The organism is Anaerosporobacter sp. (assembly GCF_965301125.1).
In genome coordinates, this window is record NZ_CBDLAM010000098.1 from 1 (window position 1) to 14,611 (window position 14,611).

General features: G+C 36.3%; 14 protein-coding genes and 1 other annotated feature. All 14 genes read right to left on the reverse strand.

Annotation, left to right across the window (positions count from 1 at the left end; translation table 11 throughout):
• Positions 1-211: 211 nt before the first annotated feature.
• Positions 212-973: a tryptophan synthase subunit alpha gene (gene trpA, locus ACW2QF_RS11560; protein ID WP_455716158.1), complete on the reverse strand. Its 762-nt coding sequence runs from the start codon at positions 971-973 to the stop codon at positions 212-214.
• A complete protein-coding gene (gene trpB / locus ACW2QF_RS11565; protein WP_455716159.1) occupies positions 966-2,150 on the reverse strand; it encodes a tryptophan synthase subunit beta in 1,185 nt (394 codons plus the stop codon). Before trpB ends, trpA begins: the two co-directional genes overlap by 8 nt.
• A gap of 32 nt (positions 2,151-2,182) precedes the next feature.
• On the reverse strand, positions 2,183-2,833 hold the full coding sequence (locus ACW2QF_RS11570; protein ID WP_455716160.1) for a phosphoribosylanthranilate isomerase: 651 nt from the start codon (positions 2,831-2,833) through the stop codon (positions 2,183-2,185).
• A 4-nt stretch (positions 2,834-2,837) separates the two neighbouring features.
• A complete protein-coding gene (gene trpC, locus ACW2QF_RS11575) occupies positions 2,838-3,665 on the reverse strand; it encodes an indole-3-glycerol phosphate synthase TrpC (RefSeq protein ID WP_455716161.1) in 828 nt (275 codons plus the stop codon).
• Positions 3,666-3,698: 33 nt separating this feature from the next.
• Complete coding sequence (gene trpD / locus ACW2QF_RS11580) at positions 3,699-4,709, reverse strand: anthranilate phosphoribosyltransferase (RefSeq protein WP_455716162.1); 1,011 nt, start codon at positions 4,707-4,709, stop codon at positions 3,699-3,701.
• A gap of 91 nt (positions 4,710-4,800) precedes the next feature.
• Entirely contained in the window at positions 4,801-5,367 is a 567-nt protein-coding gene (locus ACW2QF_RS11585) for an anthranilate synthase component II (RefSeq protein WP_455716163.1), read from the reverse strand.
• 14 nt (positions 5,368-5,381) lie between these two features.
• The gene (trpE, locus tag ACW2QF_RS11590; protein WP_455716164.1) at positions 5,382-6,839 is read right to left on the reverse strand and encodes an anthranilate synthase component I; all 1,458 of its coding nucleotides are present in this window, start codon (positions 6,837-6,839) and stop codon (positions 5,382-5,384) included.
• 495 nt (positions 6,840-7,334) lie between these two features.
• A complete protein-coding gene (locus ACW2QF_RS11595) occupies positions 7,335-8,063 on the reverse strand; it encodes a MerR family transcriptional regulator (RefSeq protein WP_455716165.1) in 729 nt (242 codons plus the stop codon).
• 117 nt (positions 8,064-8,180) lie between these two features.
• The gene (gene lgt / locus ACW2QF_RS11600; RefSeq protein ID WP_455716166.1) at positions 8,181-8,978 is read right to left on the reverse strand and encodes a prolipoprotein diacylglyceryl transferase; all 798 of its coding nucleotides are present in this window, start codon (positions 8,976-8,978) and stop codon (positions 8,181-8,183) included.
• 116 nt (positions 8,979-9,094) lie between these two features.
• The gene (locus ACW2QF_RS11605; RefSeq protein ID WP_455716167.1) at positions 9,095-9,916 is read right to left on the reverse strand and encodes an oxidoreductase; all 822 of its coding nucleotides are present in this window, start codon (positions 9,914-9,916) and stop codon (positions 9,095-9,097) included.
• A 179-nt stretch (positions 9,917-10,095) separates the two neighbouring features.
• Positions 10,096-10,860 (reverse strand): tRNA threonylcarbamoyladenosine dehydratase, encoded by a 765-nt coding sequence (locus ACW2QF_RS11610; RefSeq protein ID WP_455716168.1) that lies wholly within the window; start codon positions 10,858-10,860, stop codon positions 10,096-10,098.
• Positions 10,861-10,952: 92 nt separating this feature from the next.
• Positions 10,953-11,624 (reverse strand): YkgJ family cysteine cluster protein, encoded by a 672-nt coding sequence (locus ACW2QF_RS11615; RefSeq protein ID WP_455716169.1) that lies wholly within the window; start codon positions 11,622-11,624, stop codon positions 10,953-10,955.
• Between the two features lie 35 nt (positions 11,625-11,659).
• Entirely contained in the window at positions 11,660-12,145 is a 486-nt protein-coding gene (locus tag ACW2QF_RS11620) for a GNAT family N-acetyltransferase (protein WP_455716170.1), read from the reverse strand.
• A 151-nt stretch (positions 12,146-12,296) separates the two neighbouring features.
• Positions 12,297-13,997, reverse strand: coding sequence for a carbon starvation CstA family protein (locus tag ACW2QF_RS11625; protein WP_455716171.1), 1,701 nt, complete (start codon positions 13,995-13,997; stop codon positions 12,297-12,299).
• A 233-nt stretch (positions 13,998-14,230) separates the two neighbouring features.
• Positions 14,231-14,530 (reverse strand) — a binding site (T-box leader).
• Positions 14,531-14,611: the final 81 nt, after the last annotated feature.

Genomic DNA, 14,611 nt, shown 5'->3' on the forward strand with positions numbered 1-14,611 from the left:
ACTTTAATTAATCTTTTTTAGCAAAGTATTAGCTAATTATTTATTAATTTAGTGTAGATAATAACATATTTTTAATCTCTAAACAATAGTATCAATTGATATTTTATTAAAAAAGACAACTTTTTTTTAATTGTCTTCCATATGCAAACATATATGTTCACAAAATGGAATCCAGAAAAGTTGTCTTTTTATATAAATTATTTGATTTTTATTAAGCTAGCAAACCCTGTACATATTCATATATTTTTTCACCAGCCTTATCACCATACTGTGCAATAATCTTAACAATCGCACTACCGATGATTGCTCCGTCTGCTTCTTTAAAATATTCCCTAACTTGCTCTTTGGTATGTATCCCAAATCCGATTGCAACTGGTGTATCTGTAACCTTTCGAATACTCATTACAATATCCTCTACATTTGTCTTAATATCGCTTCTAACACCAGTAACCCCCATAGAAGAAACAACATAGATAAATCCCCTTGCTTCTTTTGCTATCATCTCTATTCTACTTGCAGAAGTTGGTGCAATTAATGAAATCAAATCCACATTATACTGCGCTGCTACCTCTGCTATCTCTCCTTTTTCCTCATATGGCATATCTGGTATAATTAATCCATCAATACCAACCTCTTTACACTTCTTACAGAAACGTTCCGTACCATATTTAAAAATAGGATTCAAATAGGTTAGAAACACCAATGGTATTTCTGTCTTTGTTCGAAGAGATGCTACCATATCAAATACTTTATCTGTAGTACACCCAGCACTTAAGGCACGAATATTCGCTTCTTGGATAACTGGTCCTTCCGCGATTGGATCAGAAAAAGGGATCCCGATTTCGACTAACGCTGCTCCTGCCTTTTCCATTTGTAATACGAATTCCTCTGTCTTGTTAAGACTTGGATCACCCGCTGTTACAAATCCGATGAATGCTTTTTGATTCTCAAATGCGTTCTTAATTCTACTCATGTAAATCAACCCCCCTATATCTTGCAATCGCTGCTACATCCTTATCTCCTCTGCCTGATAAGCAACAGATAATAATCTGATCTTTTGACATGGTAGGTGCAATTTTCATTAGATGCGCTACCGCGTGACAACTCTCGATTGCTGCAATAATTCCTTCTTGTTTTGCAATATATTCAAAAGCATTTACTGCTTCCTCATCGGTAACAGGAACATAGGAAGCTCTACCGAGATCATGTAGATATGCATGTTCTGGTCCAATTCCAGGGTAATCAAGTCCTGCCGATATGGAATATACAGGTGCAATCTGACCATATTCATCTTGACAGAAGTAGGATTTCATGCCATGGAAGATTCCCTCTGAACCAACAGCGATGGTTGCTGCTGTTTCATTGGTATGAATTCCATGCCCTGCTGCTTCACAACCAATTAACTTAACCGATTCATCGTTAATAAAATTATAAAACATGCCCATGGAGTTACTTCCACCGCCACAACAAGCCATAACCACATCAGGAAGTTTTCCTTCTACTTCTATGATCTGTGCTCTAGCTTCCTTACTAATTACACTCTGAAAATCTCTTACCATTGTAGGAAATGGGTGAGGTCCCATAACAGAGCCAAGCACGTACAAGGTATCATCTACTCTTTTCGTCCATTCTCTCATACAATCATTGACAGCATCTTTGAGTGTCATGGTTCCTGATGTAACAGGATTCACTTTGGCTCCAAGTAGTTCCATACGATACACATTAAGTGCCTGGCGAATGGTATCCTCTTTTCCCATGAAGATCTCACATTCCAGACCAAGCAAAGCCGCTGCTGTTGCTGTAGCTACCCCATGTTGCCCAGCACCAGTCTCTGCAATCAATCTTGTCTTTCCCATCTTCTTCGCAAGCAGTGCCTGACCAAGAACATTATTAATCTTATGGGATCCCGTGTGATTTAAATCTTCTCTTTTAAAATAAATCTTGGCTCCACCTAAATCCTTTGTCATCTTATCTGCATAATACAATAGAGATGGTCTACCAGCATATTCATTTAATAACTCCGTTAATTCTGTGTTAAATCCTTCATCCTTCTTACAAGATTCGTACACTTCTTCAATTTTAATTAATTCATTCATTAGGGTTTCTGGAACATATTGTCCCCCATGAATACCAAATCTTCCTTTACTCATATTGTCATTCCTCCATATACCATTTATAATCTCTAGGCAATTCGAATCTTCTCTACGAACCTTTTAATTTTCATCTCATCTTTATATCCATCTGTTTCTAATCCACTACTAGCATCTACTGCATATGGCTTTACATACTCTATTGCTTGTAACACATTTGACTCATTAATACCACCTGCTAAGAAAAATGGCTTATTCATCTTCTTAATCATACTCCAATCGAATGTCTTTCCATTCCCGCCTTCACACTCCACCGAAAATGTATCTAATAAGATATAATCACAATCGTATAAATTGGCTCTTTCAATATCCGCTAATTCCTTTACTCTCACTGCTTTAATGATACCTCTTTCCCTATCTGGAGTCGAAACGATATCTTTCTTGCTTATGAGAGCACGTAACTTAGCAATATATTCATCATCCTCATCTCCATGAAGTTGAGCACATTGAATAATATCTCTATTAACTAAGTCTGCCACCCACTCCACTGGTTGATTGACGAATACCCCCACTGGAATAATCCCTGGCGCCAGTGCATTCTTTAATTTCTCGGCCAACTCTTTCGTAACTTGCCTCTTGCTCTTAGCAAATACAAAACCAACATAGTCAGGTTTATAGTTATTCACATACTTAACATCTTCCAAACGACGTAATCCACAAATCTTGATTTTCGTTGTTGACATAACATCACCCCCTGCTACTTTGAATCAATTTCTCTAACTGTTCTCTACGATTGGTTGCTGTCATCATGGTTTCTCCAATTAACACTCCATCAACACCATTAGCCACCAATTCTTTAATATCTTCTTCCGTCTTAATACCACTTTCCGATACAAACAGAATCTCTTTCGGTACCAGAGAACGTAGACGAATACTGTTATGAATATCTACTTTGAAGGTTTTTAAATCTCTATTATTAACCCCAATAATTCTTGCTCCTGCTTTCAATGCTCTCTTTACTTCTTCTTCATCATGAGCCTCTACTAAGGAAGTCATATGAAGAGAATCCGCTAATTCTCTATATGTACATAATTGTTCGTCATCTAATATGGCGCAGATTAATAAGATTGCACTTGCTCCAATGGTTTTTGCTTCATAGATCTGATACTCATCTACCGTAAAATCTTTTCTTAATGCCGGTATGGATACCTCCATAGTAATCTCCCTTAGATATTTATCGTCACCCTGAAAATAATATGGCTCTGTTAATATAGATATTGCACTCGCTCCTGCTGCCTCATAATCTTTGGCAATATCAAGATAAGGGAATTCTTCTGCTATTACCCCCTTTGATGGGGAAGCCTTCTTTGCCTCGCATATAAAGGACAATCCTTCTCTTGCAATTGCTTCTTCAAACGGTGAACGATATACTTCTCCATCGGTATGACAAACGACTTCACTTTTCATACAAGCAATTGCCCTTTGTTTTATTTCTTCTAACGAAACTTTCTTTTTTTGAGACTCTACACGAATTTTCGTCTTCTCTGCAATTTCCTCTAATATGTTCATTTGCATTTCCTCCTAATACAAATTCAGATCTTTTTATTCCTACTCTCCCTGGCTCATAGCTATGAACAGATCTAACTGTGCTTTTGCCGCACCACTTGCAATTGTTTTTCTCGCAATTTGAATTGCTTCTTCCATAGTTATATCATCGGATGCTACATAAATTGCTGCTCCCGCATTAAGTATAACTGCATCAGTCTTAGACCCTTGCATACCATTTAAGATATCCATTGCAATTCTTGCATTCTCCTTAGGCTCCCCTCCTACTAAATCTGCCTTCTCACAACGGCTAAACCCAAACTGTTCTGGGGTAATTTCATAATTTTTGAATGTATCATTCTTGAATTCGCATACTTTCGTTGGTGCACTCATCGAGATTTCATCTATACTATCCTCTCCATATACAACCATCGCTTTCTTAACACCAAGATTGTGTAAAACATGAGCAAGTGGTTCCACTAAATCTTCGCTATATACACCTAACAATTGCATACTAGCACCCGCTGGATTCGCTAATGGCCCAAGTACATTGAACAAAGTTCGTATCCCCATCTCTTTTCTTACTGGGCCAACAAAACGCATTGCTGTATGATATTTCTGTGCGAACAAGAAACAGATGTTAATCTCTTTTAGAAGCTTTGCACTCTTCTCTGGTTCAATGTCAATTTTTACTCCAAGTGCTTCTAGACAATCCGCTGTACCGCATTTACTGGAAGCAGCACGATTTCCATGCTTTGCTACTGGTATTCCCGTTGCTGATACTACAAGGGAAGCCATAGTAGATATATTAAATGTATTAGATCCATCACCGCCCGTTCCTACGATTTCTAATACATCCATATCGTTTAAGAATCTCTCACAGTGCTTTCTCATAACCCTTGCCGCTGCTGTGATTTCATCTATGGTTTCACCCTTCATTGCCATAGCAGTTAAGAAGGCTGACTTTTGAGCATCTGTTGCTTGATTGGTCATAATCTCATTCATGACTGCTTCTGTCATATCCTGTGTAAGATTTTCTCTTTTACTTATAATTGCAATTGCTTCTTTAATCATATAAAATCCCCTTTCTATGCCTTATTGTTCTAATTACAAAATTCGTTATGTTCCTCAATCTTATTATCTTGTAGGCTAAACATAAAACGCACTATGCACTTAGAAAATTCTTTATCATCTGATACCCATCTGGAGTCAATATAGATTCTGGATGAAACTGTAATCCGTACACTTCATAATCTCTATGTTTTACCGCCATAATCTCGTCTTCGTCACTCTTGGCTGTTACTACTAATTCATCTGGTATAGTATTTGCTATTGCAACTAAGGAATGATACCTTGCAACTTTAATTCGATCTGCTAATCCTCTAAAAATCTTACTATCTGCATCAACTTGCACTTGAGATTGCTTTCCATGCATCAGTGCATTGGCATAAGAAACTGTTGCTCCGAATTCTTGACAAATTGCTTGGTGTCCTAGGCATACACCAATGATTGGTACTTTTCCTGCAAAGTAACGTATTGCCTTCCTACATACACCAGCATCTTCTGGTCTTCCTGGGCCAGGAGAAATTATAATATGGGAAGGATTCATTGCTTCGATTTCTTCCACAGTTTTCTCATCATTTCTTATTACGGTTATATCTCCGTTCATGGTTCCTATAAGCTGATACAAGTTATAGGAAAAACTATCATAGTTATCAATTAATACAATCATATTCTCCCTCCATTCTACAATTCTTCTTGACCGTTCTTAACTGCATCCATTACTGCTTTCGCCTTGTTAATACTCTCCTGATATTCTTTATCAGGTACACTATCTGCTACTATTCCAGCTCCAGAACGTACAAATACCTTTCCGTTCTTCTTATAGGCAGTTCGGATTGCAATACAAGTATCCATATTTCCAGTGAAATCTATATATCCAATTGCCCCTCCATAGATACCTCGCTTATTATTCTCTAATTCGTTAATTATCTCCATTGCTCGAATCTTCGGCGCCCCCGACAAGGTTCCCGCTGGTAACACAGCATCAATTGCATCAAGACTACATTGATTTTTTCTTATGGTTGAAGCCACTGTAGATCCGATATGCATAACGTGCGAAAATCTTTGAATCTCCATATATTTCTCGACTTTAACACTACCAAACTCACTAATCTTACCTAAATCGTTACGACCTAGGTCAACTAGCATATTGTGTTCTGCAAGTTCCTTCTCATCTTCCAGTAACTCTTTCTCTAGTGCCTCATCTTCCTCTTTATCCTTTCCTCTTGGTCTCGTACCCGCCAAAGGAAATGTATGCAATGTTCCGTTTTCTAATTTCACTAAAGTCTCTGGTGAAGCCCCTGCCACTTCCATATCATCACTGCTAAAGTAAAACATATATGGGGAAGGATTCGTGGTTCGAAGTAGCCTATAGACATTCAACAAACTTCCTTCATACTGTGCTTCTAAGCGGTTCGATAATACCACTTGGAAAATGTCTCCTTCATAGATATATCTCTTTGCCTTTGTAACCATTTCACAATACTCTTTTTCAGAAAATAGTGGTGTGAATTCAGAAGTAAGTTTACCTGGACTCTCTATCAACTGATCCCCATACTGGATTAGTTGAATCATTTCATTAATCTCATTAATACAACGGTCATACTCTTTATCCAAATCCTCTGTTCTTGCATTGGCAATCACAAAAATCTTCTGTTTTACATTATCAAAGGCAATCACCTTATCGAATAGCATCAAATCAACATCTCTAAAATTCTCTTCATCATTGGCAGTTAACTTCAATTTCGGTTCCTTGTATTTTGCATAATCATAAGCAAAATACCCAACTAATCCACCTGTAAATGTTGGCATTCCAGCAATCTTAGGACTGGTATATTGTTGTAAGATTTCTTTGATACATTCTCCTGGATTTCCTTCCACCTGGCTAACATCTTTACCTTTTTTAAACGTTACCACTCCATCAACGCAACTAACTTCCATCTTAGGATCATAACCAAGATACGTATATCTGCCCCAGATTTCTTGATTCTCAACGCTCTCTAATAAGTAACAATGGCGACTTACTTTTTTGAGAGCCCTAAGCACCTCTATTGGAGTACGAATATCGGATAAGATTTCGGTATAGATCGGTACAACTTGGTAGCCTTTTGCAATTTGCTTTGCTTCTACTAATGTGATCATGGTATTCCTCCCTTTCATTACATGTCTGTTATTTCCGCTCGGAGTCGTAATATTATAAATAGGTATAAAAAAACGCCCCTGACTATTGCTTAAAGCAATAGTCAAGGACGGTCATAATTATACTTATACCGCGGTGCCACCTTGATTTATGGTTTCCCACACTCTCTGCGAAATACTATCATATTTCCGGCAACTTACGTATGCCCTCACGTCATGGAATACTCGCAGTTTTTACAAACTACTTTGACCATGCCCTCAGTGGTCCATTTAATGAACTGCATCTCTGTAAGGTTCTCACCCTCCCTCACTCTCTGTAAGCGCATATTTCATTTTTATCTCCACCTCAACGGTTTTAATATATTAAATTGTTTTGAATTGGTAATTTAATACTATTATACTCAAGTATGATAATATGTCAATTACTTTTCTCATTTTTTAATTTATTAAAGTAAAGAATTAATTTTATAAAGTTTTTCCGTTCGTACATTTTTACTTTTAAGCACAAAATACTTCAATTGCTTTCGACATCAATGAAGCCGTTCCCTCACCATGCTTATCTATGTTTTCTCTGAATCTTTCATCCGCTACATACATCTTGCCAAGGCCCGCTAGAATCTCCTTTGTACATTCATAATAATGTGTAGTAATAAATTCTTGCCATCTAGCAACTAATGCTTGCACTGTCTCATCTTCCGGTGATAGATCCCTATACTTCGCAAACTCTTCCATAATACTATCACCATCTTGCCAGATAGCACTCCAATCTTCCTTTGAATATCCTCTTGTCTTATTCTCATACTCAGCGTATGCATCCGTCTTTCCCCATCGATTTCTTACTTCCGCTGCATACTTTTTCTTATGATTTTCTATACTTTCCATACTAAATTCCTTAAAACTCATATCTTTATTACCTCCTATTCGTTGTTCCACTAATCGAATTAATTGGTCGATACGATTTCGTTTCTCCAGTAACATAACTTTATGATTATGCAATGCATAAGTTCGATCATAGTTAGGATTATTCATGATATCTTTAATTTCTTTTAACGGAAATTCTAATTCTTTAAAGAATAGAATCTGCTGTAAACGGTCTACATCTTCCTCATGATAGATCCGATAGCCTGCCTCTGTTACTTCACTAGGTACGAGTAATCCAATTTTGTCATAGTACTGTAGTGTACGTACGGTTACACCTGAAAGTTTTGCTACTTCATGTATCTTCATCGTATTGACCTCCTTTTTTAGGACGACGGCGCCATCGCCCTACTACTTCATGATATACTATTACGCAACGTAGGAGTCAAGAGTTGTAACAAAAAAATATGCAAAAAAGGTCCCCCTTTATAGAGAACCTTCCTTCTTTCCATTACTTATATCTATTAATTTATCTGCTTCTATTCCTCTTTTCTTATTCACATAGAATAATACTCCTGCAATTATTACGAAGAAAATCGATATAAACTGTGATGTTGATAAGAATCCAACTGCTCCTCGATAATCATCTCTAAGAAATTCAATTAAGAATCTTCCCACACCATATAAAGCAAGATATAGCGCTGCTGTATTTCCTTTATATTTGGCCCTTCTAGCGTATGTAATAAGGATACCAGCGATTAAGAAATTTCCTGCTGCGGATATTAACTGCGTTGGTAATAAACTCACACCAGCAGGTGCTAAACTATCCGCAGGGAAAGCTACACCAAGTATGCTGTGCGTTTCTCTACCATAGCAACACCCCGCCATAAAGCACCCTATTCTACCAAACCCCTGCGCAATTGATATAGATGGCATTACGATATCAAAATAACTCATAAAACTAAGTTTTTTCTTAAAGCAATATAACATACACGTTAATACACCAGCTATGAGCCCCCCATAAACTACGAAACCTCCAGATCCCAATACCCCAAGTGGATCTTTCATAAAATCACCGAAACTAACAATTACATACAGTAGTTTTGCTCCAATGAAACCACTAATTACTGCAATTAACCCAATGTCAATAATAGATTCTTGATTCAATCCATATCCCTTTGCACGGCGCATGGCTACTATCACCGCTAAGATAAAGCCGATGCCAATCATCAGACCATACCCGTGAACTGTAATTCCACCAATCGTGACAATATCTTTTAACATATGCTGTTCTCCTTTGTCTTAAGCACATTTTTCCAGTGTTTTGTCCTATAAACACTGCCATTATATCATATATTCTTATCTCATACTAGCCTAATAAGTATTCCCTCATGATAAGATTAGCTCATAATCTTTTGTATTATCTTATCAAATGTCCGATCTGATAGTACTCGTTTTGAAAATACAGATAATTTGGCATTATATCCAACCAAATATCTTGTTCTTGGTTTCTTAGCACTAACCGCTTTGGCAATGGTTTTTGAAATAATCTCTGGCTTTGAAATCTTATCTGATGCATAAGTTTTTCTAAGGTAATTCACTACACGGTTTGCTTGTTTTTGATATGCCCCTTTTGAAGAAACTATAGCTAGATTCTCTGCAGCAATGGTTCCCCATTCTGTTTTGATTACCCCCGGTTCAATAAGGACTACATCTATACCAAATGGTTTCGTCTCCATACGAAGGCTATCAGAAAAACCTTCTACCGCATATTTCGTTGCATGATACCAAGCTCCAAATGGTGTACTTATCTTTCCTGCCATAGAAGATATATTAATGATTTTTCCTGAATGTTGTTTTCTCATTGTAGGAAGTACCAACTGCGTCATGCGTGCAAGTCCAAATAAATTAACATCCAATTGATTTCTTGCCTCAGCAATTGGAACATCTTCTACCGCTCCATAAAAACCATAGCCTGCATTATTTACAAGTACATCAATTCTTCCCTCTTTCTTTAATATAGTTTCTACACAGTTAACCATAGATTCTTCATCGGTTACATCTAAAGGTAAGATAGATACTCCTTTTTCTTCAATATCTTTCATCTTATTCAAACGACGTGCAGCCCCATATACTTTATAACCCATATTCTTTAGAACTAATGCTGTATCTTTACCAATTCCCGAAGATGCTCCTGTTATTAATACTACTTTTTTACTCATTTTATTTCACGCTCCTTTTTAACAGACTTTGAGCCAATTATACACTTATTGGGTTTTATTATCAATTTCTTTATATAGCTGGCGACTATGACTATAACTATTTTAGTAGTTCACTTAATCTATAATATAAGAAAATACCTATTGATGCTTCACTCTAAGCTCAATAGGTATTTCTTATATTATACCGAAGAATTCGCTCCAATATTCTTAACAATCTCTCCTGCCATAATTAGTCCAGCAACAGAAGGAACAAAGGATAAACTTCCTGGAATATCCCTACGGTCTGTACATTTTCTTTGCGCTCCAGGAGGGCAGATACAATGGCTTCTACAACTCATTGACATATCTTCTAACGGTCTAGTAGGTTTTTCTTTTGAATATACAACTGTTAGCTTCTTAACGCCTCTCTTCTTAAGTTCACGACGCATAACCTTAGCCAATGGACACATCGTAGTCTTATAGATATCCGTTACCTCAAATTTAGTAGGATCAAGTTTATTACCTGCTCCCATACAACTAATAACAGGTACATTTGCTTCTTTCGCACGCATAATAATATCAATTTTTGCTGTCACTGTATCCACAGCGTCTACTACATATGCATATTGACTAAAATCGAATTGATCCGCAGTTTCAGGCAGATAGAAACACTTATGTACTGTTACCTCTGCTTTCGGATTAATCTCGAGAATACGTTCTTTCATAACATCCGCTTTATATTTACCAACAGTCTTTCTAGTTGCTATAATTTGACGATTAATATTCGTTAGGCATACCTTATCATCATCTATTAAATCGAATGCTCCTACTCCACATCTAGCAAGTGCTTCAACAGTATATCCACCAACGCCACCAATTCCAAACACTGCAACTCTTGCCTTCGCAAGTTCCTGCATATGTTCTTCGCCTAGTAATAATTGTGCTCTTGAAAATTCATTTAACATATATACCATCCTTAATTATAATCTTAATTTCATATTAGTTCTATATGTTTAATATGATAGCTTGTCTATTATCCTTTGTCAATGGTTGTAAGCTAAAACACTGCTTTGATTTCTCTCTTTGCAACAGCCAAACGTTCTTCAAATTGCTCATAAAAATCTCTTTCTTTCAAAAATGCAGTTACATAGAATAGCTGAAGTACATACATAGAGATTTTCTTTCTTACTACTTCGTTTTCTGCCTTCATCATTGCCGCTTGCACCTCTTTTAAGAAGTAATGCCATTGATTAACAAACTCTTGATTCTTTTTTAAATCTGGAGTATCAATCCATTTGCTAACCTTAACCTTTGTTTTATTAGGCTTGCTACACTCATTAACTTGTAATATGTACTTAAAACTTTCTTCATCATAATATCTACCTAATGGAAATATACGGCAAAATCCAGGGCGGAATGTGTGGATGCTACATCTACCTTCTTGGTTCAAGAAAACACACCTTTCCTCTTCTCCTGTCATACGAAGATTGGGTAAGATTACGGAATCTACTAGATTAAGTTCAATCTTATCAACTAATAAGTCTTCGAATCTACAATTCAAATTCTCTGACAAACGATAAATATCTAACGGGTCAAGTACCAGTGAACTTCCCATTCCCTGACAACATGCAGAGCAACCTTTGCAATCATCACAACCTGCCTTTACCATATCATTCAACTCATAGAATCTTCCATCAGATATATCACTTAAACTACAGTTTCTTTCCATCTTATAACCTCATCTCTTTCGTCATTAGCTAAAAACTAGTTTTCATTTACCAAACGTAACATATTATAACGAGTTTCTTCTTCATCAAATATTATAAATCCACATTTTTTATAAAGGGAGACTGCTGCTTTATTTGCTTTATATGCCCCAAGTGCTACTAATTCAAGTCCCTTCTCCGATGCTTCTTCTATAACAAGGTCCATTAACTTCTTTCCATATCCCTTGCCTCTTTGTTCTTCCTTTACATGTATTAAATTAAGAAGAAGATAATCCTCTTCTCTTTGGACAGTTGTCCACAACGCACCTATTACTTGCCCATCTTCATCCACATATTCTTTAATTTTGCTGTTAGTAGTGTTCATATCATTAGGAAGAAGTTTATCCATGTCTTCCACTGCCTGCTTGATACATGTCTCACGCTCTACTTTTTCTTTACCATTTAATCCTTCTAGTCCATAACTTGTTGTATCAACTATATAATTGCGTAACCTACTATAAGGCATATCTCTTTCTATTAACATAGAATCACGACCTATTCCTTTACTTTAATAACTACATAAGTAAACTTATTCTACCACACATCTAGAAAAAATAGAACATTAGAAACCTATATAAAAATAAAGCCCTCTCAAGACTGATTTTTCCTGAGAAGACTTTCATTTTTCGTATTAATTATGCTTCTTTAACTTTTACAAATAATTTCTTGATACAACTAAACGCTACCAAGATACCAAGTACCATAAGCATTAAAGCTATGAATAACTGTAAACCGTCAATCATGAATACAAATCCACCTGACACAAAGAGTTTATCACAAATAGCAATTGTTTTTTGTATTAACGCTGTAAATGTTACGATTAACATAACGCCCATTGGAACATATAAGGTCCAACCTGTACGTCCTGTAGTCTTTAAGAATACAGATAGTGCAATTAAAACTAAAGCTGCAAGTAACTGGTTCGCAGAACCAAACAATGCCCATACATTATTATAACCGCCAAGACAAAGCATGTAACCACAGATTAATGTAATAACAGTTGCAAAGTATTTGTTTGTAAGTACTTTTCTCCATGGTTCCATTTTACTTGAATCTGTTGTATCCGCATAGAAAAGTTCTTGCCATGACATACGTCCAATTCTTGCAACAGAATCAAGTGATGTAAGTGCAAGTGCAGATACACACATTGTCATAAAAACAGTCGCAAATTGTTGTGGTATTCCCATTTTAATTAAAAATCCTGCCACACCTGAAGAGAAAATAGCAAATGGTGTTCCATCTGGCTTTGTTCCATTTACAGCAACTGCTCCAACTACAACTAAAGCTACTACACCAAGAAGTGTTTCAACAACCATAGCACCATAGCCAATCATAGGAAGATCCTTTTCGTTTCGAACAGTTTTTGAAGCCGTTCCCGAAGATACTAAACTATGAAATCCTGATACAGCACCACATGCAATAGTAACAAAAAGAGTTGGGAACAGACTTCCAGTCCCTTCTATAGTAAATCCATTAAATGCATTTAGTTCCATAGAAGGATGTGCGATAATAACGCCTAAAACAGAACCGACAATCATACCAAGAAGCATGAAAGTAGTCATATAGTCACGAGGCTGCATTAAAAGCCACATTGGCATAACAGAAGCAAGGAAAAGATATGCCATAATTATGTAAATCCAAGCATCTTTTGTTGCGTAAATTGGAAGTGCTGTACCAACAGCAAACATAACAACAAGAAGAGCAATAGCAACAACTGCCTTTACTAGCTCATTCATATTTTTAGCTTTCTTTTGTATTAAACCAAAAATAATAGCCACTAATATAAATAACATAGAAATACAAGCTGCACTAGCATTATCATGTGCTACTGTTCCACCTTCAATCAATTTACCAGAAACCGCATCATATGCAGAGAAGGTTCCAGCAACCATATCTGTAAATGCTGCAATTACAAGAAGAGTGAATAACCAGCAAAACAAAAGGAATAGCTTCTTACCCACTTTACCTATATACTTCTCAATGATCATACCCATTGATTTACCTTCGTTCTTAACAGAGGCATACAAAGCACCAAAATCCTGTACTGCACCGAAAAATAGTCCGCCAATTAATAACCAAAGTAATACAGGAACCCATCCAAATACGGATGCCAAAATTGGTCCAGTTACAGGACCTGCTCCTGCAATAGAAGAAAATTGATGAGCAAATACTGTAAATTTGGAAGAAGGTACATAATCTTGTCCGTCTTCATTCAAAACAGCGGGGGTTTTTGCCCTTGGGTCCAATCCCCATTTGTTTGCAAGCCAACGTCCATAGAATACATAACCACATACTAGAACAACAATTGCAATTAATATAATAACCAATCCATTCATAATTACTGCTCCTTTTCTTTATTGTATTTATAGAAAATTATTAGCGAATTTAGATATGTGACTTGCACATACTCTTATCAAGTGTAGTGACATAGGCAACAACCAGCAATCCTTCTAGTTTAAAGTCATAATGGTGTGCTCTTCACTTTACAGATACAGTGTTTTACCGCAATGCAATGATGAAGCAATTTCTGTAAAAAAAAAAGCTTTCATCTTTGACATCATTAGATGTTGTCAAAGACGAAAGCATACAACTTCCGCGTTACCACTTTACTTCTCCCAATGGGAGCACTCTGCCTTATCTCTTCTCTGTTAACATAAATTCAAAAGTAAATCTTTAAATTTTGTTCAGAATTGTAATAAGATCTTTTTTAACGGAAAGACACCGGTGACACTTACTAAATATATGTATCTATATGGTTCAGTGTACTGCTCGCAGGCGATATTATTGAAAACTCTCTATCGACTCACACCAATCGTCGACTCTCTGAAAGAAATTGAATTCAATACTTGTTCCTGTTCAACGCATTTAACTCTCTATATTTTAATAGATAATTTACCAATTTTTTTTTATTTTTGCAATTACTTTTTAATAATTTTTTAACAATTATTTT

Excerpts from the sequence above, each read along its gene's own strand:
- ACW2QF_RS11570 (WP_455716160.1), bottom strand. The coding sequence starts at position 2,833 with ATGTCAACAACGAAAATCAAGATTTGTGGATTACGTCGTTTGGAAGAT.
- ACW2QF_RS11620 (WP_455716170.1), bottom strand. The coding sequence starts at position 12,145 with ATGTTAATAGAAAGAGATATGCCTTATAGTAGGTTACGCAATTATATA.
- ACW2QF_RS11615 (WP_455716169.1), bottom strand. The coding sequence starts at position 11,624 with ATGGAAAGAAACTGTAGTTTAAGTGATATATCTGATGGAAGATTCTAT.
- ACW2QF_RS11595 (WP_455716165.1), bottom strand. The coding sequence starts at position 8,063 with ATGAAGATACATGAAGTAGCAAAACTTTCAGGTGTAACCGTACGTACA.
- trpA (WP_455716158.1), bottom strand. The coding sequence starts at position 973 with ATGAGTAGAATTAAGAACGCATTTGAGAATCAAAAAGCATTCATCGGA.
- trpB (WP_455716159.1), bottom strand. The coding sequence starts at position 2,150 with ATGAGTAAAGGAAGATTTGGTATTCATGGGGGACAATATGTTCCAGAA.
- ACW2QF_RS11625 (WP_455716171.1), bottom strand. The coding sequence starts at position 13,997 with ATGAATGGATTGGTTATTATATTAATTGCAATTGTTGTTCTAGTATGT.
- trpD (WP_455716162.1), bottom strand. The coding sequence starts at position 4,709 with ATGATTAAAGAAGCAATTGCAATTATAAGTAAAAGAGAAAATCTTACA.
- lgt (WP_455716166.1), bottom strand. The coding sequence starts at position 8,978 with ATGTTAAAAGATATTGTCACGATTGGTGGAATTACAGTTCACGGGTAT.
- ACW2QF_RS11605 (WP_455716167.1), bottom strand. The coding sequence starts at position 9,916 with ATGAGTAAAAAAGTAGTATTAATAACAGGAGCATCTTCGGGAATTGGT.
- ACW2QF_RS11610 (WP_455716168.1), bottom strand. The coding sequence starts at position 10,860 with ATGTTAAATGAATTTTCAAGAGCACAATTATTACTAGGCGAAGAACAT.
- trpE (WP_455716164.1), bottom strand. The coding sequence starts at position 6,839 with ATGATCACATTAGTAGAAGCAAAGCAAATTGCAAAAGGCTACCAAGTT.
- trpC (WP_455716161.1), bottom strand. The coding sequence starts at position 3,665 with ATGCAAATGAACATATTAGAGGAAATTGCAGAGAAGACGAAAATTCGT.
- ACW2QF_RS11585 (WP_455716163.1), bottom strand. The coding sequence starts at position 5,367 with ATGATTGTATTAATTGATAACTATGATAGTTTTTCCTATAACTTGTAT.